The sequence below is a fragment of the Streptomyces sp. NPDC050534 genome (assembly GCF_044457745.1).
Lineage (GTDB): Bacteria > Actinomycetota > Actinomycetes > Streptomycetales > Streptomycetaceae > Streptomyces.
In genome coordinates this window covers 12,235-33,450 of sequence record NZ_JBITHF010000006.1, presented here as the reverse complement: position 1 = coordinate 33,450, position 21,216 = coordinate 12,235, and the positions used below count along the sequence as shown (strand labels likewise).

Sequence of the window (21,216 nt, the reverse complement as noted above, 5' to 3'; positions counted from 1 at the left end):
GACTACCAGGTGTAGCCCGGGTTGACGTGCATGCACTGCTTCTCGTCCGAGCCGTTGATGGCCTGCGCGGACTCCGGGATCTTGTCGTCGTCCTTCGCGGCCGTGTACGTCGTGCCGGAGCGCCAGTCCGCGCCGACGACCAGCGTCACCCCGTCGACGTCCGCCGACTTCTCCACCGAGGACTCCGGGACGCCGAGCGCCTTCGCCACCCGCTGGGCGTCGCCCTCCAGGTCGGCGCCCGGGTAGCGGATCACCGTCCTCTCCTCGCCCGGGATCGCCGAGGAGTCGGCTTTCGCCTCGGTGAACCCCTTGGCGGCGAGCAGCTCGGCGATCGTGTGCGCCCGCCCCGACTCCGCGGCCCGCGTGCTCGACCTGGTGCCGTTCTGCACCCGTACGGCGATCCGGTCGTCCGCGGCGGCCGGGTCCGTGGACTCGGCCGAGGCGGACTTCTTCCTGTCCTTGCCGTCCAGCGCGATGTCCTCGCGCACCAGCCGGAACAGCTTGTCCGCGTCGCCCGGCTTCGGTACGACACGGCCGCTGTTCGTCGAGGAGTACTGCCAGGGCATCGTCGTCATGGTGATGCGCTTGGTGGGGACCTTCTTGAGCTCCTTGCTCAGGTCGTACAGCTTCGCCACGGTGCCGAGGCCGTCGTCCACGGTCAGCGCGCTGGTGGCCGTCTCGGCGAGATTACGGAGCCTGTTCGGATTGCCGAGCGTGGCGTTCTCGCGCAGCTGGCGGACCATGGCGTTCATGTACTGGTGCTGGGCCTTGGCCCGGGCGATGTCCGTGTTGTCCTCGAAGCCGTACCGTGTGCGCAGCCACTGAAGGGCCTGCACACCCTTCACGTACGTCGTGCCCTTCCTCAGCTTCAGGCCCGAGCCGTGGCCGTCGGAGGACTTGGAGTGGATGTTGGCGTCCACGCAGACCGGTACGCCGCCGATGGCGTCCGCCATGGACACCACGCCCGCGAAGTCGATCATCATGAAGTGGTCGATGTGGATGTCCGTCAGCTTCTCCCACGTCGCCACCGTGCAGCCGGGGCCGCCGCGGCCGAGGGAGTCGTTGGTGATCGTCGAGGTGAGCGCCCCGTAGACCTTGCCGGTGCCCGGGTCGGTGCACTTGGGGATGTCGACCAGGGTGTCGCGGGGCATGCTCACGACCGACATGTTGGTGCGGTCCGCCGAGAGGTGCAGCAGCATCTGGACGTCGGCGCGCGGCGCGGTGTTGAAGGTGTCCTTGGCGCCGCCGAGCTTCTGGTTCTCCGCGGAGTCGCGGGCGTCGGAGCCGATCAGCAGGATGTTCAGCGGGGTCTGCCCGGCCGCGTTGGCCTTCGGCTTCTGCGCCCTGTCCTTCGCGTCGCCGAGGTTGAGGTCGGACTTCCTCAAGTTGTCGTTGAGGTGCTGGTAGTAGAGATAGCCGGCCCCCGCCGTGCCGAGTATCACCACCGCCAGTACCGTCGCGGACCAGCGCAGGGCGCGCCGTCTGCGGCGGGTGAGGTCGCCGTCCGGCCGGCTCTTCCTGAGCCGGCCCTTGTCCTCCCGCTCGTCCCGCTCGTCCTTGCCCCGCGGCCTGAGGGACATCGTGTCCCCGGCCGCGCGCCCCTCCCCGCGCACACCGCTTTGCGCCACCCTGCTGCCCTCCCACCCCTGTGCCCGCGCCGGGCCCGTCCCGCGCCCGGACGGGCCGCGCCACGGACCCCTCGGGTCACCTGCCGGCGACCATGTGGTCCGCCGCGGACTGTCGGACCTCCCGGTCACCCGTCCCCCCGGACGGGTCGAGCGAGAGGGCGCGCCGCCTCTGCGTCGTCCGTGCGACTTTCGAACGCGAGCGCGCCTCATCATTGTGCAGGCAGTTAGGAGATTGCTGTGGGTCGGCGAGGCAGTTCTCCCGCTACCAGCGATAGGGCGCGTACACGTCCATGCACTGGCTGCTGTCCGAGCCGTTGATCGAGTCGGTGCTGTTCGGCAGGCCGTCATCCTTGGGCTTGGACTGCCGGTACGACGTGCCGGTGCGCCAGTCGGCTCCGACGACGAGGGTGACTCCGGAGACGTCCGTCGACCTCTGCACCGAACTCAGCGGAATCCCGAGCGACTTGGCGATGCGCTGGGCGTCGCCCTCCAGATCGGCGCTCGGGTAGCGGACGACGGTACTGCCCTCGGAGAGCCCCGCCGTCGTGTCCTTGGCCGCCTCGGCGAACCCCTTCCGCACCAGCTCCTGTGCGACCTCGCCCGCGCGTCCGGCGGCCGGGGCGAGCGTGGCGGAGCCCGTGGCATTCTGCACCAGCACGCCGATCCGGTCGTCCGGTGCCGAGGGGGCCTTCGTCGCCTCCTCCGCGGGCTTCCCCTTCGCCCCGCCCGATCCCTTGCCCTTGTTGTCGAAGGGCACGTCGTCGCGGAGCATCTGCCACACCTTCGCGGCGCCGGCTCCGTCCGGCAGCAGGTGGTTGGAGTCCCTGGGGTCCTGGACGTTCGGCATGGTCAACGACGTGATGCGGTCCGTGGGCACCGACTTGAGCTGCATGCCCAGGTCGTACAGCTTCTTCACGGTGCCGATCTCCTCGGAGACCTTCAGGGACTTCGTGGCCGCCTCGGCCAGGTCCATCAGCCGCCCGGTGTCGGTGAAGACGCTCTGCTGCTTCAGGGTGCGGAGCATCGAGTTCAGGTACATGTGCTGGGCGCGCGCCCGCAGCGGGTCGCTGCCCCAGGCGTGCCGGGTGCGCAGCCACTGCAGGGCCTGCTTGCCCTTGACCTTGTGGGTGCCGGCGGTCAGCTTCAGACCGGAGCCGCCGGGCACGGCCGCCGTCGGGTGGTCCCACACGTTCTGCCTCACGCAGACGTCGACGCCCCCGATGGCGTCCGCCATCCGCACCACGCCCGCGAAGTCGATCATCATCCAGTGGTCGATGTAGACCCCGGTGAGGTTCTCCCAGGTGGCCAGCGTGCAGCCCGCCCCGCCCCGGGCCAGGGAGGTGTTGATGATGTCGTTCGTCGCCGGATACGTCTTGCCGGTGCCCGGGTCCGTGCACTTGGGGATGGAGACCCGGGTGTCGCGCGGAATGCTCACCAGGGCGGCGCTCTTGCGGTCCGCGGACAGGTGGATGAGCATCTGCACGTCACCGAGCGGCGGGTTGCCGCGGTTGTTCCTGCTCCCGCCGAGCTTCACGTTCTCGGCGGAGTTACGGCTGTCGGAGCCGATCAGCAGAATGTTGAGCGGTGTCTGCCCGGCCGCGTTCGGCTGCGACTTCTGCGCCTTGGAGTCGCCGCTGGAGCGCTGGCCCTTCTGGATGTTGGCGTTCAGGTGCCGGTAGTAGAGGTAACCGGCCCCGGCCGTCACGAGTATCGCCAGCGACAGCACGATCGCCGACCACCGCAGCGCGCGCCGTCTGCGCCGCCGGTTGCTCTTCGAGCCGCCTGCGCGCCGCCCCCCGCCGGGTCTGCCGGAACCGCCCGATGCGTCCTGGGTCCGCGGTGCGAGCGACATCGTGTCGTCGACCGCGGGGACCTCTCCGCGCACACCGCTCCGCGTCAATTCCCCGCCCTCCCCACCCTGGTCCGGCGACGGGTCGCCCCGCGCCCCACGACGGGGTCCGGACCGCCCCGTGCCCTGTTAGACGTGCGAGGGCGCCGTTGGGTTACCTGTGAGGTTCATTTCAACCCGGCGTGCCCGGCGGCGTGTTGCGGCCGGGTCGCTCGGGCGTACGGCGAAACGCGGCGTGCCGTACGTCCTTGCGGGCGCACGGCACGGCCCCTGGGTCACCGGGTCACTTGGCGCACTGGACCTTGTCCGCCGTGGACTTGTTGACGTCCGGCGCCTTGGTCGACGCGGTGATCGGTTCGCCCGCGGTCTCGAAGTCCTTGCCCAGGGTCAGGGTCATCGCCGGCAGGCCCTGCGCGTTGGTCACGCTCTTGCCGGGCTTCAGCGCCGAGCCGGACAGCCCCATGATGGCGGCCAGCCGGCGCGCCTGGTCGGCCTGGTCCGGGGCGTACTCGAGCGTCGTCTTGGCGACCCCCGCGTCCGCGTTGCCGGCGTTCTCGGACTTGGACACGCCCGCCTCGTTCTGCAGGTACTCGAGCTCCGCCTGCGCGCTGCCGGCGGCGGCGCCTCCGTTCAGGATCCGCACACGCACGTCGGACGCGGCCGACTTGGTGCCCTTGAGGCGGGCCGCCACGGCGGCGGCCTCCTTCTTCTTCTCCTGCTTGACCGCGGTGAAGGAGACGTCGTTCTTGATGGCCTGGAAGACCTGCTTGGCCTTCGTGTCGTCGAGGACGACGGTCGCCTTCACCTTCTCGGCCGGGTTGTCGACCACGGGCACGGTGGTGAACGTCAGGTTCTTCGGGTTGAGCTTGCCCAGCTCCAGGCCGAGGTCCTTCAGCTTGCCGATGCTGTCGAGGTTGGAGTCGACGGTCAGCGCCTTGGTGCCCGCCTCGGCCACCTTGATCATCTTCGCCGGGTTGGTGAGCGTGTCGTTCGACTTCAGCTTGCGCATCAGCGCGCTGAGGAACTGCTGCTGCAGCGTGATCCGGCTCAGGTCGCCGCCGAAGCCGACCGCGTGCCGGGTGCGTACGAAGGCGAGGGCCGTCTCGCCCTCGATGTGCCGCGTGCCCTTCTTCAGATTCAGGTGCGAGTCCGGGTCGTTGATGTCCTTGCCGAGACACACGTCGACACCGCCGACCGCCGTGGTCAGCGTCTTGACCGCGTTGAAGTCGGCGACCATGAAGTTGTCCGGCTTGATCCCGGTCAGCTCCGTGACGGTGCGGGCGACGCAGCTGGGCGTGCGCTCGTCCTGGCCGAGGCTGGTGTTGAAACGGACGCCGCTGGTGCCCGTGATGACCTTCTCGGTGCCGTCCTCCTGCTTGGTCGGGCAGTCCGGGACGTCGGTGATCAGGTCGCGCGGGATGCTCAACGCGGTCGCGTTGGAACGGTCCTTGGAGAGGTGCAGCAGGATCGTGGTGTCCGCGTGGCCGACGCTGCCGGAGTCGCCGTACTTCGTGTTGCCCTTGCCGGTGCGCTTGTCGGTGCCGATCAGCAGGATGTTGATCGCCTTGCCCTTGCTGAAGCCACCGGTGCTCGCGCCGTCGTCGGAGACGGACGTGATGTTGTCGTTGAGGTGCTTGATGTAGAGGTAGGCGCCGCCCGCCGCGGCGAGCACCACGAAGGCCATGCCGCCGCCCGTCCACATCAGGGCCTTCTTCGCCTTCGACTTCTTCGCCGGTCGGCGGCTGCGTCGGCCGGGCAGCGGCTCGTCGGGCACGGCACGGCGCCGGCGCTGGGGCGGTACGTCACGGCCGGGCGCCTGCGGGCTCGCGCTGCGGGAGCGCGCCGCGTCGCCTCCGCGGGAGGTGGATCTCCGGGGTCCGGGAACCGACGATCGCGGTGCGGAAGGAGTCAGTCGCAGTTCGTATTCGCCGGTGTTCGGATTGAGCACCCACTGGTCTGCGGGGTCGACGTTGTCCGCCCGCCCACGGCTTTGCGCGTCCACGGTTGTCCGAATCCTCCGTTTGGGCCACGCGGCGCCTTCCCCCTCAAAGGCGCTCCGGTCTCGGTCTCGCGGTACACGGCCCCAGGAAGTCGTCGCGGTTGGGTGCACCGGATCGCTCACACTATCCGCCCAGTTCAGCGCCGAGCGACGTCGGTGACAAATTCCACGTCCCTACAAGTGGGCAATCCGCCCATTTCCTTGAACTTTCTTGGGGCGGCTGTTCGTCGCCTTGGTGTTCGCTTTACGCGCACTGGTCCTCGGCGGCGGTGTTCCCGCTGAACGTCGGTGCGGGCGAAACGGACTTCCCGGGCTGGTCGGAGCGCTTTCCGGCGGAGTTCCCGTCGCCCTTCGTGGTCGAATTGCGACTCTTCGCATCGGAATCCCGCCGGGCCCCTTTGGCGACCGTCAATGGCGCGTCCGTACGCAGCCGTTCGAACAGCTTTTCCGCCTCGGGCTCCACGAGCTGGTCGCGATTTGCGTCGTAGACGTACGACTCGCGTGGAACGGTGAGGAATTGCACGCGTTCCGCGGGGATGTCGCGCAGTCCGCGCACGAGTTCGTACAAACCACGCAGACTCGCCAGATCCGGGTCGGTGGTGAGGGACGACGTGGCGGCGTCCAGGACGGGATAGAGCTTCACCGGATTCAGCAGTACGTCATTGCTCTGCACCTTGTTGACGAGCGCCCCGAGGAATCGCTGCTGGCGCTCCATCCGGTCGGTGTCGCTGCCGTTGCCCAGGGTCTTGCGGGCACGGACGTAGCCGAGGGCCTGCTCGCCGTCGAGCGTGACCCGTCCCGCGGGCAGCTTCAGCTTGGCGGCCTTGTCGTCGATCGGCTCCTTCAGGCAGACCCGGACGCCGTCGACCGCGTCGACCATCTCCTTGAAGCCGTGGAAGTCGATGACGACGTGATGGTCGACGCGGATGTCCGTGAGCTTCTCGACGGTCCGGATGGTGCAGGCCGAACCGCCCATCTCGAAGGCGTAGTTGAACATCGCGAACGTCGGCTCGGAGCGGCTCCCGTCGGCGCGAAGACACGAGGGCACGTCGACCATGAGGTCGCGGGGGAGGGAGATCGCGGTGGCGGTGTGCCGCCCCTTGGACAGGTGCAGCAGGATCGTGGTGTCGGACCGCTCGGTCCCCGAGTCGCGCCCGTAGCGGGAGTTGCCGTCCCCGGAGCGCGAGTCCGAACCGATCACCAGGACGTTCTGCGCGTCCTTGACGAGCGAGGTGGGCCGTTCCTTCTCGTACCGCGCGAGTTCACGGGCGGCGGCCTCGTCGGGCGTGATGTTGCCGTTCAGCTTCATGTACAGCACCCACCCGCCCCCGGCGGCCCCGACGGCCAGCACGGCGACGGCGAGCCCCCCGTACCGCAGCCACCGCCGCCGACGCGGTCGCAGCGGTCGTCTCAGCCCTTTCACGTGCCGCTCCACCCCTCATGGCGTATGAACGTGCTGGTTCTACGACCATGCCTCGGGGGGAGGCGCAGGGGCGGGCGTTACTGATCCGAACGGGTGACCGCAGGTCTTTGGTCTTCGGGGCGCGGGACCGTGTTCGCTGTGCGGCTCCGCCGCGTGGGAGCGACAAGCCACGACGAACCCGCACTCGCCGCACGGCGGTCACCACCCACTCTCAACGGCGCACCACGGACACCCGCTCGCTCTCGACCCGCCCGGCGACGGTCTCCTCGCTCGCCCGCTCCAGATGCCGGCACAGCACCACCGACCCCCCGACGGCGAGCGGCCCGTACAGCCCGGCGTTCAGACCGTCCCACGTGTCGTACGGAAGCCCGGACAGAATCCGCGCCCCCGGCCCCGTCAGCCCGAGCCCCGCCGCCTCCGCGAGCGCCCGCTCGACGACCTCCGCCGCGCTGAACTCCCGCCCGGCCACGATCAGCGCCGGCTCGTCCGGATCCACCGGCGCGAACGGCGCGAACCGGTCGCCCTGCCCCGGTACTTCGACGGCGTAGTCGGCGAAGCCCGACGGCGGCTGCGGGAACCGCCCGCCCAGCGGCCGCAGTGCGAGGGCGACCCGCTCGCCCCGGCAGGCCCGCGCGGCGTCCAGTGTGTCCGGGCCGCTCACCACGACGTCGGCCGCCGTGGGATCCCCGTCGACGTCCGCGACCGCCCCCACCGACGCACACGCCAGCAGCCACACGGCTGTCTGCCAGTGCGCGGGCAGCAGCAGTGCCACCCGGTCGCCGGGCCCGGCCGCCAGGTCGCCCTGGAGGAGGTTCGCGGTCTTGGCCACCCAATTGGCGAAGGTGGCCACGGACAGTTCGACGCGCTCGCCCGTGGCGTCGTCGTAGAAGGTCACCAGGGGGCGTGCGGGGTCCGCGGCGAGCGCGGAACTCAGCAGGTCGGCAGGGGTGCGGTCGGTGGCGTTCACCCGCGCAAGCGTACGCGGGCGCCCGGTCGCGCACCGCCCTGCGCCGCCACCGGTTCGGGCGAACGGCAGCCGACGGTCCGTCAATTCCCGGATGGACAGATATGTCTGACTTTGTACAAGATCATGGGCATGCGTCGACTTCTCGCTTCTTCGATCGCCTCCTCGGTCGGCGTCGCCTGTGCGACCGCCCTCGCTCTGCCGCTGACCCTGCCCGCCGCCGCGGCGACCGCGAGCCCCGCGACGAGCCGCGCCGGATCCGTGCCGGCGGCCGCCCGGCACGACCTCCCCGGGAGCACCCGGTCGCTGCCCCTGCGTCCGCTGGGCCCGCGCGCCCGCGACCGCGCCGTCGGCTCCCCGGCCGCCGGTGAACTGGGCCTGACCCGCCGGGACGTACGGCACTTCTCGATGGTCGGGGTCGTCTGGGACAACCCGGACACCGAACTGCACGGCCGCGTGCAGGTCCGCACCCGTGCCACCGGCTCCCGCGTCTGGTCCGGCTGGCAGAGCCTCGAGACGCACAACGACGACGCGGCCGACCCCGGCACTGCCGAGCGCACGTCGGGCCGCGTCCGCGGCTCCACCGCACCGCTGTGGGTGGGGGACTCGGACGGGGTCGAGGTCAGGGTCCGGGCCGAGGGCGGGACCCGTACGAAAGCGTCCGCGCCGGCCACCCGCGCCGCCGCGCCCGCCTCCGCGCTCCCGTCGGGGCTGCGTCTGGAACTCGTGGACCCCGGCGGGGACGGCGACGGGGACGGCGAGGGGGACGGCGAGGCCGGGGCCGCGCTGCACGGCATGTCGGCCGACGCTCCCCGCACCGGCGCCCTCGGCGAGGAGTCGGCCGAGACGCTGGCCGCCTCCGCCGCCAATGCCGGCCTCGCCCCGCTCGGCGCCACCGAGATCCCCGCGCTCGGCCGCGCCGCGACCGAGCGGGAGGTGTGGAGCCTGGGCGAGGGCGAGTTGACGAGCAGTCAGCGCGCCAAACCGTACATCGGCCCGCGTCCCCGTATCATCACGCGCCGCGGCTGGGGCGCGGACGAGAGACTGCGCGAGAAGGGCTTCGTCTACACGAAGAAGGTCAAGGTGGCGTTCGTCCACCACACCTCGTCCGGCAACGGATACAGCTGTTCGCAGGCCGCCTCCGTCATCCGCGGTATCTACCGCTACCACGTCAAGAGCATGGGCTGGCGCGACATCGGCTACAACTTCCTCGTCGACAAGTGCGGAAACATCTACGAGGGCCGCGCCGGGGGCGTGGCGAAGGCGGTCCTCGGCGCCCACACCCTCGGCTTCAACGGCAACAGCATGGGTGTCGCCGTCCTCGGCAGCTTCGGCGCGCACAAGCCGCCCGCGGCCGCGCTGCGCGCCATCTCCCGGCTCACCGCCTGGAAACTCGGTCTCTACGGTGCCAATCCGCGTGGAAAGGCGTATCTGAAGTCGGGCGGTGGCAATCTCTACCGAAAGGGAAAGAACGTACGTCTCAACGTGATCTCCGGCCACCGTGACGGCTTCGCCACGGCATGTCCGGGCACCCAGCTCTACCGCAAGCTCGGCACGGCCCGCTCGACCGCTGCGCGCTACCAGGGGCGCTAGGGCCACACCACGGGCGGCGCGCGGGAGCCGGGCCACAGGGGCGTACGAGACCCACGTTCACGCCATCGGGGGACACCGGGTGGAACCGCGCAGCACCGCACGGCCGTCGAAGGCGCCACACGACGATCTGCATACACTGGCCGGCCGAAAGACAGTTCGGCCGGTCCCGGCAGGAAGCAGAGACGACAGGTGACAGAAGCGATCCTCCTGGTCGGCGGCAAGGGCTCCCGGCTGCGGCCGCTCACGGTCCACACGCCGAAGCCCATGGTCCGGGCGGCCGGCGTCCCGTTCCTCACCCACCAGCTGGCGAGAGCCAGAGCGGCGGGCGTGGACCACATCGTCCTCGCCACGTCGTATCTGGCCGAGGTCTTCGAGCCCTACTTCGGCGACGGCTCGTCCCTCGGGCTCCACCTCGAGTACGTGACCGAGGAGGAGCCCCTCGGCACGGGCGGCGCCATCCGCAACGTCGCCTCCCGACTGCACTCCGGCCCCGACGACCCGGTCCTGATCTTCAACGGCGACATCCTGACGGGCCTGAACATCCGCGCCCTGGTCGACACCCACGAGAAGACCGGCGCCGACGTCTCCCTGCACCTCACCAAGGTCACCGACCCGCGCGCGTACGGCCTGGTCCCCACCGACGAGACGGGCCGCGTCCTCGCCTTCCTGGAGAAGCCGCAGACCCCCGAGGAGATCGTCACCGACCAGATCAACGCGGGGGCGTACGTCTTCCGCCGCTCGGTCATCGACACGATCCCCGCGGGCCGCCCGGTCTCGGTCGAGCGGGAGACGTTCCCGGGCCTGCTCGGGGCCGGAGCCCATCTGCAGGGCATGGTCGACTCGACGTACTGGCTGGACCTCGGCACCCCGGCGGCCTTCGTCCGCGGCTCCGCCGACCTCGTCCTGGGCCGCGCCCCGTCGCCCGCCGTTCCCGGCCGCTGCGGCGACCGGCTGGTGCTGCCGACGGCGCGCGTGGCCCCCGACGCCAAGCTCACGGGCGGCACGGTGGTGGGCGAGGGCGCGTTCGTGGCGGAGGGCGCCCGCGTCTTCGGCTCCACGATCCTGCCGGGCGCCGTCATCGAACCGGGCGCCGTCATCACCGACTCCCTCATCGGCACCCGCGCGCGCGTGGGCGAACGCTCCGTCCTGACCGGCACGGTCATCGGCGACGGCGCGGTCATCGGCGCCGACAACGAACTGCGCGACGGAGCGCGGGTGTGGTGCGACGCCCGTATCCCGGCGGGGTCGGTGCGCTTCTCCTCCGACCAGTAGCCGTCACGTACGCACGCACCCGGGGGCGTCCTGCGCGGCGCCCCCGTGCCGTTCTCGCCGCCTGCGCCTGCGCCTGCGCCTGCGCCTGCGCCTGCGCCTGCGCCTGCGCCTGCGGCTGCGGGTGCGGTCAGAGCCGCCCGATGTCGCCCTTCGGCATCCGCGGGGCGCGTCTCGGCGGTGTCCGGCCGCTGAGCAGGATCAGCCGGGCCGCACGGTGCCGCTGCCCGGCATACGGCTCCAGCAGCTCCAGCATCATCGCGTCGTCCGCGTCCCGGTCCCCGGCGAGCGCCCATCCGACGATGCCCGGCAGATGCAGATCCCCCACGGTCACGGCGTCCGGCGCCCCATGGCTGCGCTGCACGGTCTCCGCCGACGTCCACGGGCCGATCCCGGACACGAGCTCCAGCCGCGCCTGTGCGGCCGCCGGCTCCATCCCGGCCGCCTCCTCCATCCGCGCGGCGACCCGCACGGCCCGCAGGATCGTCGACGCCCGCTTGTTGTCGACGCCCGCCCGGTGCCACTCCCAGGACGGGATCAGCGCCCAGGTCCGCGGCCCCGGCATCACCCACAGCCGCCCGCCCGCCGCGGGCCCCGGCGCGGGCTCGCCGTACTTGCGCACCAGCAGCCGCCACGCCTGGTACGCCTCGAGCGTCGTGACCTTCTGCTCCAGGATCGAGGGGATCAACGACTCCAGCACCAGTCCGGTGCGCGTCAGCCGCAGCCCGGGCCGCCGGTGCCGGGCGAGCGCCACCAGCCGGTGCCGGGGCGCGAAGGCGTCCGGGTCGTCCGCCGACCCGAGCATCTCGGGCAACTGCTCCAGCAGCCACTCGGCCCCCGGCCCCCACGCCTCGCCGCGTACGGCCGCGCCTTTCACGGCGACCCGCAGCGTCCCCGGCCCGGCCGGGGTGAGGCTGGCCCGCCACACGGCTCCGTCGGGCGTCGCCCTGAACGTCGGATCGCCCGGTCCGCGCCGCAGCGGCCCCAGCACGAGCCCGAGGTCGATCGGCGCTTCCGGGACCACCGTCCGCACCCGCCCCGGCGCCGCGGCCTGCTGAGGCACCCCACCGCGCGCGGGTACGGCGACATGGCCGCCACGCACGGGCATGGGGGCACCTCCCACGCCTTTCGGGCCGTGGGGGAGTGTGGGGCGGGGAGTGAACCGTCCTGCCATGGATGAAGTCCCGGGAGACGAGAGGAACCCTGTGAGGCACAGGGAAGGGGCCCTACGAGATTAGGCGCACGCGCGCGTGTGTCACCGGACCTCTATGAAGCTCGCCGCATCCCGCTCCGGCCTCGGCCGGGGCTCCCCGGCCGGATGCCCGACCGCGACGGCGCCCATCGGGTCCCAGCCCGCGGGCAGCCCCAGCGCCTCCCGTACGACCTCCCGGCAGAACATGGTCGACGACACCCATGCCGACCCCAGCCGCTCCCCGGCGAGCGCGACCAGGAAGTTCTGCACTCCGGCGCCCGCGGCGACCACGAACATCTCCCGCTCGGCGCCGTCCCGCCGCGCGTCCCCGTACGTGTGCGAGCCGTCCATGACGAGACACGGCACCACCAGATACGGGGCGTTGCGCAGGACGTCGCCCCGGCGCACCCGCTTGGCGATGGACTCCTCGCTCTTGCCGTCCCGGCGCAGATCGGCGACCCAGGCGTCGCGCATGGCGTCCAGCAGCCCGGTCCGCGCGGCCTCCGACTCCAGCAGCACGAACCGCCACGGCGTCGTGTGATGCGGCGCCGGCGCCGTCACGGCCGCGGCGACCGCCCGCCGTACGGCACCGGGGTCGACCGGTTCGCCGGTGAAGGCCCGCACCGTGCGGCGCTGGGTCACCGCCGCCCGCACGGCCTCGGACGTCCCGAGCCGGAACATGTCGTCCCGTCCTCCGCGCACCATGGCCCGCGCCCCCTCGCCGTCGTCCTTCCCCACCACGTGCGCCAGCCCGCGTACGACGGCGACGGGCAGCCCGGCGGCCTTGCCCTTGACCAGGTCGCCGGCGGCGGCCAGCTCGTCCGCCGTCGCCACGACCGTCGCGCTGAGCGGATTGCCGTGCGCGTCCGTGCCGCCGCGCAGATCGTCGAGCACGCGCACACCGGCGGCGCCGATCGCGACATCCGTGAGCCCCGAGCGCCACGGGCGCCCGAAGGTGTCGGTGACGAGGACCCCGACCTCGACGCCGAGGGCGTCGCGCAGTCCGTCCCGGATCGCCCGGGCCGACGCGTCCGGGTCCTCGGGCAGCAACAGCACCGTGCCGGGCGGGGTGTTGGAGGCATCGACCCCGGCCGCGGCCATCACCAGACCCTGGCGGTTCTCGACGATCCGCAGGTTTCCGCGCCGCGCCACGACCCGTACGGTCTCGGCGTCGATGGCGGCCTCGCGGTCGTCCCCCGCGACGATGCGCCCCTCCGCCTTGGACACGATCTTCGAGGTGACGAGCAGGACGTCCCCGTCGGCGAGGCCCGGTTCGGCGGCGGCGATCAGCTTGGCGACGTCGTCACCCGCGGTCACCTCGGGCAGGCCGGGCACGGCCCAGACCCGGAAGCCCGGCGCCCCGCCGGAGGGCGCGGCGCCCTCAAAAGTCCCGCCGCTCAAGACGGCCGCACCTCCTCCGCCAGCGTGAGCGCCTCACGCGCCATCCGGGCGGTCGCCTCCACGTCGGTCATCATCAGCGGCACGGCCCGGCAGCGGATCCCGGCGCCCTCGACCCGCTCCACCACGCCCGCGTCCACGGTGTCGACGAGCCAGCCGTCCAGCAGCCCCGAGCCGTAGTGCTCGGCCACCGCCGCGGCCGTCGACTCCACGCCGACCGCCGCGAGCACCTTGTCGGCCATCCCGCGCACGGGCGCGTCCCCGACGATGGGGGAGAGGCCGACGACCGGCACGCCCGCGTCGGCGATCGCCTCCCGGATGCCGGGCACCGCGAGGATCGTGCCGATGGAGACCACCGGGTTCGACGGCGGGAACAGCACGACGTCCGCCTCGGCGATCGCCTCCAGCACCCCCGGCGCTGGCTTCGCCTGTTCGGCGCCCACGGGCACGACCGCCTCGGCCGGCACCGAGGCGCGCAGCCGCACCCAGTACTCCTGGAAGTGCACCGCCTTGCGCTCGCCGTCGACCTCGACGGCCACATGCGTCTCGACCCGGTCGTCCGTCATGGGGATCAGCCGCACGCCCGGCTTCCACCGGTCGCACAGCGCCTCGGTGACCGCGCTGAGCGGATACCCGGCGCCGATCATCTGCGTCCGCACGATGTGCGTGGCGAAGTCCCGGTCACCGAGGCCGAACCACTCCGGACCCACGCCGTAGGCCGCGAGCTCCTCCTTGAGGTGGAAGGTCTCGTCGGCCCGCCCCCAGCCCTGCTCCTCGTTGATGCCGCCGCCGAGCGTGTACATCACCGTGTCGAGGTCCGGGCAGACCTTCAGACCGAACAGGTGGATGTCGTCCCCGGTGTTGCCGATGACGGTGATGTCCGCGTCCGGCGCGGCCTGCTTCAGACCACGCAGGAACCGGGCACCACCGATGCCGCCTGCCAAGACCACAATGCGCATGGGACAAGTCTTACAGGCGGGTACGACAGTGCGTCAGGCGGTTACCGCGTCGACCTCGTCGTACGCCACCGGGGCGGCCGTGCACGTGGAGTGCATCGGCATCTCGGTGAGGCCCGGGTAGTAGATGTGCAGGCTGACCGCCGGCTCCAGCGCGTCGTTGACCACCTCGTGGACGTACCCCGGCGCGAACACGCGCTGCGTCCCCGCCCCCAGCGCGCCCGTGCCCCTGTGCGTGCGCTCGGTCAGCGTGCCTTCCAGGACGGTCAGCACGCCGGAGGAACGCCCGTGGTCGTGCGGTCCGCTGCCCTGGCCGGGCACCCAGGACAGCAGCCACACCTCGTAGCCCGGCCCGGTGCGCAGCCGGTGGTACCAGCGCGTCGTGGCGTCGTACTCGACGAGGTGCTCCCACTGCGCGCGGTCCGCGGCGATGGTGCGGGCCAGGCCGACGAACTCGGCGACGGTGGCCGGGTGCTCGCGCGGGGGCTGGAGCAGGTGCGGGACTTCGAGGATGTCGCCGGCGATCTGGAGGTCGTTGTCGCTGTTCATGGGGTGCGCTGGTTCCTCGGCGAAGAGTGGGGGCTGGCTGGGGTCGCACACCGTCCGCCGGGACCGCGGACGGCAAGGATGCCCTGGCAGGGCGTCAGGCAGGGGGGACAGCAGCCGAGTCGGGACGGACTCAGAGGCAGCCGGAGCGCGTACGGCTCAACAGCTGGAACGACAACAACAGCTACAGCGAGCGCGGGCAGCACCGTGGGACCCGGTCGTGCGGGTCGAGGTGAGTGCCAAGTTCGCGAGCATGCCCACAAGGACACCGGCTCACACCTTCGGTGTCAACTCGCCGCCCGGTATGTGGGACATGGTTCACCTCATCCGGTTCATGTCCGAGGCGAAAGGTTTGTGCATACGGCTTCCAGGACACATGGCGCACAACCGGGCGCACAAACCTCGTTGCGATCTCGTGATCCGAATGTGATCCGGTTTGCTTCGGGGGACGCGTGGAACGAGATCGGATCTCCGGGCGTCCTTCCCCGTACAGGCTCTGCACGGGGCAGGCGGCCCTTCCGGGTCTCGTCTGCGTGTCAAGGTTTATGCCGATTTGAACACTTTCCGCATGGCCTTGGTTCCGCAGAGTGAATAAGGGGCCCAATAGCAGATCTCGGCTTGACTCGCCCGGAGCAGCACACTTGTAATTTCACTCGTGTCGTTCAGCCGGGACCGGTAACGGCTACATCACGGGGACGCGAAAGACAGACGAGGGGCGCACATGACCGAGCTGGTGCAGCAACTGCTGGTCGACGACGCGGACGAGGAACTCGGCTGGCAGGAGCGCGCGCTGTGCGCCCAGACCGACCCCGAGTCCTTCTTTCCCGAGAAGGGCGGCTCCACCCGCGAGGCCAAGAAGGTCTGCCTCGCCTGTGAGGTCCGCTCCGAGTGCCTCGAGTACGCCCTTGCCAACGACGAGCGCTTCGGCATCTGGGGCGGTCTGTCGGAGCGGGAGCGGCGTCGCCTGAAGAAGGCCGCCGTCTGACCCGAAGGCTCCGTACTCCTCCGTACTCCTCCGTATTCGAACGGCCCGTCGCGGGTGGGTTGTCCACAGGCGGCGGGCCGCCGCTATGCCCGCCCGTCGCCCGGCCACCACCCCTCATCGAGACGCTTCGCGTCGCCCCTTTGGTTCTCCCGATAGTGTGGTCGCTCGTCCGAGGCGCCTCGTCGCCCCCAAGGGGCACAGGCGTCCACCGCAGTCCATCGAACCGGGGCCCGTACCTCGATGTCCGTGCACAGCCACACGGCAGCCCAGCAAGGCGTCGCTGCCACTCCAGAGTTTCCGCGTCACGTGGTGACGGCGGTCGTCGTCTCCCACGACGGCGCCCGCTGGCTGCCCGACGTGCTCACCGGGCTGCTCGGCCAGGAGCGTCCCGTCCAGTACGCCATGGCGGCCGACACCGGCAGCGCCGACGAATCCGCGCAGCTGGTCACCGAGTCCCTCGGCGCCGACCGCGTCCTGCACCTCGCCCGGCGCACCGGCTTCGGCCAGGCCGTCGAGGAGGCGGCCCGCACCGCCCCCCTCCTGACCCCGGAAGAGCTGCCCTATCTCAAGCGGCCGAGCGGCTGGGACCCGGTCACGCGCTCCTGGCGTGACGACGCGTACGACCTGCCGGATCTCCCGCACGGGGAGCCGGTCCAGTGGCTGTGGCTGCTGCACGACGACTGCGCCCCCGAACCCGACGCCCTGGCCCAGCTCCTGCGTGTCGTGGAGACCGAACTCGAGCTCGGCCGCGACGACGTGGCCGTGGTGGGCCCCAAGCTCCGTGGCTGGTACGACCGCCGCCAGCTCCTGGAGGTCGGCGTCAGCATCGCCAACTCCGGCCGCCGCTGGACGGGTCTGGACCGCCGCGAGCAGGACCAGGGCCAGCACGACCACGTGCGGACCGTGCTGTCGGTGTCCACCGCCGGCATGCTGGTCCGCCGCGACGTCTTCGAACAGCTCGGCGGGTTCGACCGCCGGCTGCCCCTGATGCGTGACGACGTCGACCTGTGCTGGCGCGCCCACGCCGCCGGCCACCGTGTCCTGATCGCGCCGGAGGCGGTCGTACGACACGCCGAGGCCTCCTCCCGCGAGCGCCGCACCGTCGACTGCGTGGGCCGCACCGCCGCCTCCCCGCACAAGGTCGACAAGGCCGGCGCCGTCTACACCCTCCTGGTCAACGCCCGTACGGCCGTGCTGCCCTGGGTGCTGCTGCGCCTGGTGCTCGGCACGCTGCTGCGGACCCTCGCCTACCTCGTGGGCAAGGTCCCCGGACAGGCCGTCGACGAGATCCGCGGCCTGCTGGGCACGCTGCTGCGCCCCGAGCGGATCATCGCCGGACGGCGCAGGCGCGGGACCCCGCAGATCGACAAGGACGAGCTGCGCGCCCTGTTCCCGCCGCCCGGCGCGACCGTCCGGGCCACCGTGGAGCAGGTCGCGGGCAACGTCGGCGGCCGCTCCGACCCCGAAGTGACCACCGGTGCCGGACGGCACGGCGGCGCGGTCGAGTCCGGACCCGGCGGCGACGACGCCGAGTTCCTGGAGATCGAGCAGTTCGCCCGCCTCAAGCGCATCGGCCGCAAGCCCGGCCCGATGCTCTTCCTGGTGCTGCTGCTCGTCTCGCTGGTCGCCTGCCGGCAACTGCTCGGCGGCGGCGCGCTCGCGGGCGGCGCCCTGCTGCCCGCCCCGGCCGACTCCGGCGAGCTGTGGTCGCGCTATCTCGACTCCTGGCATGCCGTGGGAGCCGGCGGCACCCCGTCCGCGCCGCCGTACCTGGCGATCGTGGCGATGCTGGCCTCCGCGCTGTTCGGTTCGACCGGGCTCGCGGTCACGGTCCTGCTCGTGTGTTCCGTGCCGCTCGCCGGTGTCGCCGCGTACTTCGCCTCCCGACCGCTCGTAGAGTCGCGCCTCCTGCGCGCGTGGGCGGCCGTCGTCTACGCCTTCCTGCCCGCCGCCACGGGCGCGCTCGCGGGCGGCCGCATCGGCACCGCCGTGCTGGCCATCCTGCTGCCGCTGATCGCGCGCGCGGGCGTCGCCGCCGCCGGCCTGACGAACAACTCGGGCGCGCGCGGCAGTTGGCGCGCCACCTGGGCGTACGCCCTGCTGCTGACGGTCACCACGGCGTTCACCCCGATCGTGTGGCCGATCGCGCTGGTCCTCGGCATCGCGCTGCTGGCCCTGCGCCGCACCGACCTTCCCGCCCGCGGCCTGCGCTTCCTGGCCCAGCTCGGCACCCCGCTGCTGGTCCTCGCGCCCTGGTCGCTGTCGCTGCTGCCGTTCGGCTTCTTCAAGGAGGCCGGGCTGGACTTCGGCCCCTCCTCCGCCTCCGCCCTCGACCTGCTCGGCGTTAGCCCCGGCGGCCCGGGCACCGTCAGCGGGCTGATGCTCATCGGCATCGTGCTGGCCGCGCTGGCCGCCCTCATGCGCTCGGAGCGGCAGTCCGGAATCTGGGCGGCCTGGGCGGTCGCCCTGGTGGGACTCGTCTTCGCGGTCCTGTCCAACCGGTCGACCTGGGCCGGCCCCGCGACCCTCGTCTACGGCATCGCCCTGCTGACCGCCGCCACCCTCGGCGCCGACGGCGCACGCACGCGCGTGGCCGAGCAGAGCTTCGGCTGGCGCCAGCCGGTGGCCGCGCTGATCGCCTTCGCCTCGGTCGCGGGCCCGCTGGTCCTCGCCTTCGGCTGGATGATCCGCGGCGCCGACGGGCCGGTCGAGCGGCAGGACCCCGTGCAGGTGCCCGCGTTCGTCGCCGAGGAGAGCGGCACCCGCGACCAGGCCCGCACGCTCGTGCTCGACAGTGACTCCACGGCCCGTGTCGCCTACACCCTGGTGCGCGGCTCCGGCGCCCGTCTCGGTGACGCCGAGGCCGCCGCGGCCGACGGCGAGAACAGCCGCCTCGACAAGGTCGTCGCCAACCTCGTCGCCGGCTCCGGCGCCGACCAGGCCGACCAGCTGGGCAACTTCGCCGTCCGTTACGTCCTCGTCCACAAGGGCGCCCCCCGCGACGTCACCCGCGTCCTGGACGCCACGCCCGGCCTGACGCGCCTGAGCCAGCAGGGCGGCAGCGCCCTGTGGCGGGTCGACCAGGAGGTCGCGCGCGCCACCATCACCTCCGGCTCCGGCTCCGGTACGGCGCTGCCGGTCGCCGCGGGCCCGGTCGAGATCCACACCACGGTCCCGTCCGGTGCGGACGGCCGCGTCCTGCGCCTGGCCGACACCGCCGCAGAGGGCTGGACGGCCACCCTGGACGGCAAGCCGCTCACCCGCACCACGGTCGACGGCTGGGCCCAGGGCTTCCAACTCCCCGCGTCCGGCGGCAGGCTGGACGTCACCTACGACGACCCGATCACCCACACCGCGTGGCTGTGGGCGCAGGGCTTCCTCGCCGTGGTCCTGGTCGTCCTCGCCCTGCCCGGCCGGCGCCGCCACATCGACGACGACCTTCCCGAGGAGCCCGCCGTCCCGGCCGAGGCCATGGCCGGCGAGGGCCGCCGGGCCCGCCGGCTGCGCGCCCAGGCGGAGGCCGAAGAGGCGGGCGGCGGCGAGGAGTTCCCCGCTCCTCCCGAGCAGGAGACACCCGTCGCGATCCCGCAGCAGCAGTCCTACGACGAGTGGGACCCCGCGACCTACGCGGGCGCCGACTACAACGGCTACGGCGAGCAGCACCAGGGCGCCCAGCAGTACCCGGCGGGCTACGACCAGGCGTACCAGGCGGACCCCTACCAGGGCGGCCAGTACGACCCGTACGGATACGGCAACGCGCCCCAGGGGTCGTACGACCAGACCGCCTACGACCCGTCGTACCAGCAGGGCTACGACCCCGCGTACGACCCGGCGCAGCAGCCGCCGCACGCCCCTGAGCGCCCCGACGGGAGTCAGCAGTGAACCGCACCACCATCTCCCTGATCGCCGGCACCGCCGCGCTCGCCGCCGTCACGGGATTCGCCGCGCTCAGCGCGCCGGGCGCCTCAGGTGCGGACACCGCCAAGGCGGCCGCCGAACTGCCGGTGGAGCGCACCAGCCTGCTCTGCCCGGCACCCAGCACCTCCGACATCGCCGACACGTCGTACACGTCGTTCACCCCCGTCACGAAGGACGCGGGAAGCGGCGGCAAGGGCGAACTCCAGGCCGCCACGGAGCAGTCGGCCGACGGCTCGGGCACAGGCGGCAAGACGGACGGCAAGAAGAGCGGCAAGAAGAAGACCGGTTCGGCCGACAAGGCCGCCAAGCCGGTCCTGGCGCCGAAGGACCCGGGAAAGCCCGTCACCGGCGACACCTCCGGTTCCGACACGCCCGCGTACGTCGGCACCGCCGAGGGCGGGTACGCGCCGGGCTGGACGGTGCAGGAGACCACCGCGGTCGCCGCGGGCAGCGGACGCGGGCTGCAGGGCGTCAACTGCACCGCGCCGGACACCTCGTTCTGGTTCCCGGGCGCCAGCACGGACGCCTCCCGCACCGACTACGTCCACCTGACCAACCCCGACGACTCCGCCGCCGTCGTCGACATCGAGCTCTACGGCAAGGACGGCACTCTGGAGTCCACGGTGGGGGAGGGCATCACGGTCCCGCCGCACTCCACCGACCCGGTCCTGCTGTCCACGCTCACCGACGAGAAGCAGGCCAACCTCACGGTGCACGTGAACGTCCGCAGCGGACGTGTGGGCGCCGCCGTGCAGGCCCTCGACGACAAGCTCGGCGGCGACTGGCTGGCCGCGTCCACGGACCCGGCGGGCAGCCTCGTCCTGCCCGGCATCCCCAAGGACGCCACCTCCGTGCGCCTGATCGCCTTCACGCCCGGCGACGCGGACGCCGACCTGAAGGTGCGGCTCGCCTCGCCGTCAGGGCTGATCACCCCGGCCGGGAGCGAGACGCTGCACCTGAAGTCGGGCATGACCACGGCCGTCGACCTCGGCCCCGTCACCCGCGGCGAGGCGGGCTCCCTGGTCCTCACGCCGACCGCCGAGTCCGTGCCGGTCGTCGCCGCGCTCCGGGTCGTACGGGGCAAGGGCGACCACCAGGAGACGGCCTTCATCCCGGCCACGAGCCCCGTGGGCGGGCGCGCCACGGCCGCCGACAACAGCGGCAAGGGCTCCACCCTGGCCCTCACGGCCCCCACCCGCACCGCACAGGTGAAGGTCACCGCCTCCGCGGGCAGCGAGGGCGGCACGGCCGCCTCCAAGACGTACACGATCAAGGCGGGCACCACGCAGAACGTCGACGCGCCGGTCCCGGCCGGCCTGAAGGGCACGTACGCCCTGACGGTCGAGACCCTGTCCGGCGGCCCGGTCTACGGCTCCCGCACCCTGTCGGCCACGGAGGAGGGCGTCCCGGGCTTCACGGTCCAGACCCTGCCGGACGACCGGGGGACGGTTGCGGTACCGCGGGCGGATCAGGATCTGTCGGTGCTGCAGAAGTAA

14 protein-coding genes are annotated in these 21,216 nt (G+C 72.1%); 5 read left to right on the top strand and 9 right to left on the bottom strand.

The features are described from left to right. Positions 1 to 2: 2 nt before the first annotated feature. From ACIBN2_RS20205 to ACIBN2_RS20185, 5 genes are all read right to left on the bottom strand, one after another. Positions 3 to 1,580, bottom strand: coding sequence for an LCP family protein (locus tag ACIBN2_RS20205; protein WP_399135859.1), 1,578 nt, complete (start codon positions 1,578 to 1,580; stop codon positions 3 to 5). A 310-nt stretch (positions 1,581 to 1,890) separates the two neighbouring features. Continuing rightward, a complete protein-coding gene (locus ACIBN2_RS20200; protein ID WP_399136666.1) occupies positions 1,891 to 3,480 on the bottom strand; it encodes an LCP family protein in 1,590 nt (529 codons plus the stop codon). A 280-nt stretch (positions 3,481 to 3,760) separates the two neighbouring features. After that, positions 3,761 to 5,479, bottom strand: coding sequence for an LCP family protein (locus tag ACIBN2_RS20195; RefSeq protein WP_399135858.1), 1,719 nt, complete (start codon positions 5,477 to 5,479; stop codon positions 3,761 to 3,763). 241 nt (positions 5,480 to 5,720) lie between these two features. Continuing rightward, a complete protein-coding gene (locus ACIBN2_RS20190) occupies positions 5,721 to 6,899 on the bottom strand; it encodes an LCP family protein (RefSeq protein WP_399135857.1) in 1,179 nt (392 codons plus the stop codon). Between the two features lie 211 nt (positions 6,900 to 7,110). Beyond that, complete coding sequence (locus tag ACIBN2_RS20185) at positions 7,111 to 7,866, bottom strand: TIGR03089 family protein (protein WP_399135856.1); 756 nt, start codon at positions 7,864 to 7,866, stop codon at positions 7,111 to 7,113. 129 nt (positions 7,867 to 7,995) lie between these two features. Between ACIBN2_RS20185 and ACIBN2_RS20180 the strand changes: the two genes are divergently transcribed. Together ACIBN2_RS20180 and ACIBN2_RS20175 are read left to right on the top strand one after the other, a co-directional pair. Next, on the top strand, positions 7,996 to 9,456 hold the full coding sequence (locus tag ACIBN2_RS20180) for a peptidoglycan recognition protein (protein ID WP_399135855.1): 1,461 nt from the start codon (positions 7,996 to 7,998) through the stop codon (positions 9,454 to 9,456). A gap of 189 nt (positions 9,457 to 9,645) precedes the next feature. Continuing rightward, positions 9,646 to 10,728, top strand: coding sequence for a sugar phosphate nucleotidyltransferase (locus tag ACIBN2_RS20175; protein WP_399135854.1), 1,083 nt, complete (start codon positions 9,646 to 9,648; stop codon positions 10,726 to 10,728). A 127-nt stretch (positions 10,729 to 10,855) separates the two neighbouring features. Here ACIBN2_RS20175 and ACIBN2_RS20170 read toward each other — a convergent pair whose 3' ends face one another. The 4 genes from ACIBN2_RS20170 to ACIBN2_RS20155 all read right to left on the bottom strand — a co-directional run bounded on the left by ACIBN2_RS20170 (position 10,856) and on the right by ACIBN2_RS20155 (position 14,820). Next, positions 10,856 to 11,899, bottom strand: coding sequence for a DNA-3-methyladenine glycosylase family protein (locus tag ACIBN2_RS20170; RefSeq protein WP_399135853.1), 1,044 nt, complete (start codon positions 11,897 to 11,899; stop codon positions 10,856 to 10,858). Between the two features lie 81 nt (positions 11,900 to 11,980). Beyond that, positions 11,981 to 13,318, bottom strand: coding sequence for a coenzyme F420-0:L-glutamate ligase (locus ACIBN2_RS20165; RefSeq protein WP_399135852.1), 1,338 nt, complete (start codon positions 13,316 to 13,318; stop codon positions 11,981 to 11,983). Further along, positions 13,315 to 14,274, bottom strand: coding sequence for a 2-phospho-L-lactate transferase (cofD, locus tag ACIBN2_RS20160; protein ID WP_399135851.1), 960 nt, complete (start codon positions 14,272 to 14,274; stop codon positions 13,315 to 13,317). The genes ACIBN2_RS20165 and cofD overlap by 4 nt, the downstream gene beginning before the upstream one ends. A 33-nt stretch (positions 14,275 to 14,307) precedes the next feature. Further along, positions 14,308 to 14,820 carry a cysteine dioxygenase gene (locus ACIBN2_RS20155; protein WP_399135850.1) on the bottom strand — a complete coding sequence of 171 codons (513 nt, stop codon included), beginning with the start codon at positions 14,818 to 14,820 and terminating at the stop codon, positions 14,308 to 14,310. Positions 14,821 to 15,538: 718 nt separating this feature from the next. On the opposite strand from ACIBN2_RS20155, the gene ACIBN2_RS20150 reads away from it, so the two are divergent. From ACIBN2_RS20150 to ACIBN2_RS20140, 3 genes are all read left to right on the top strand, one after another. After that, positions 15,539 to 15,802: a WhiB family transcriptional regulator gene (locus ACIBN2_RS20150; protein ID WP_003975777.1), complete on the top strand. Its 264-nt coding sequence runs from the start codon at positions 15,539 to 15,541 to the stop codon at positions 15,800 to 15,802. Positions 15,803 to 16,042: 240 nt separating this feature from the next. Beyond that, entirely contained in the window at positions 16,043 to 19,684 is a 3,642-nt protein-coding gene (locus tag ACIBN2_RS20145; protein WP_399135849.1) for a glycosyltransferase, read from the top strand. Further along, the gene (locus tag ACIBN2_RS20140) at positions 19,681 to 21,216 is read left to right on the top strand and encodes a DUF5719 family protein (RefSeq protein ID WP_399135848.1); all 1,536 of its coding nucleotides are present in this window, start codon (positions 19,681 to 19,683) and stop codon (positions 21,214 to 21,216) included. The genes ACIBN2_RS20145 and ACIBN2_RS20140 overlap by 4 nt, the downstream gene beginning before the upstream one ends.

Coding starts and splice junctions, on each gene's coding strand:
- ACIBN2_RS20205 (WP_399135859.1), bottom strand. CDS start 1,580: ATGTCCCTCAGGCCGCGGGGCAAGGACGAGCGGGACGAGCGGGAGGAC.
- ACIBN2_RS20200 (WP_399136666.1), bottom strand. CDS start 3,480: ATGTCGCTCGCACCGCGGACCCAGGACGCATCGGGCGGTTCCGGCAGA.
- ACIBN2_RS20180 (WP_399135855.1), top strand. CDS start 7,996: ATGCGTCGACTTCTCGCTTCTTCGATCGCCTCCTCGGTCGGCGTCGCC.
- ACIBN2_RS20170 (WP_399135853.1), bottom strand. CDS start 11,899: ATGGCAGGACGGTTCACTCCCCGCCCCACACTCCCCCACGGCCCGAAA.
- cofD (WP_399135851.1), bottom strand. CDS start 14,274: ATGCGCATTGTGGTCTTGGCAGGCGGCATCGGTGGTGCCCGGTTCCTG.
- ACIBN2_RS20155 (WP_399135850.1), bottom strand. CDS start 14,820: ATGAACAGCGACAACGACCTCCAGATCGCCGGCGACATCCTCGAAGTC.
- ACIBN2_RS20150 (WP_003975777.1), top strand. CDS start 15,539: ATGACCGAGCTGGTGCAGCAACTGCTGGTCGACGACGCGGACGAGGAA.
- ACIBN2_RS20145 (WP_399135849.1), top strand. CDS start 16,043: ATGTCCGTGCACAGCCACACGGCAGCCCAGCAAGGCGTCGCTGCCACT.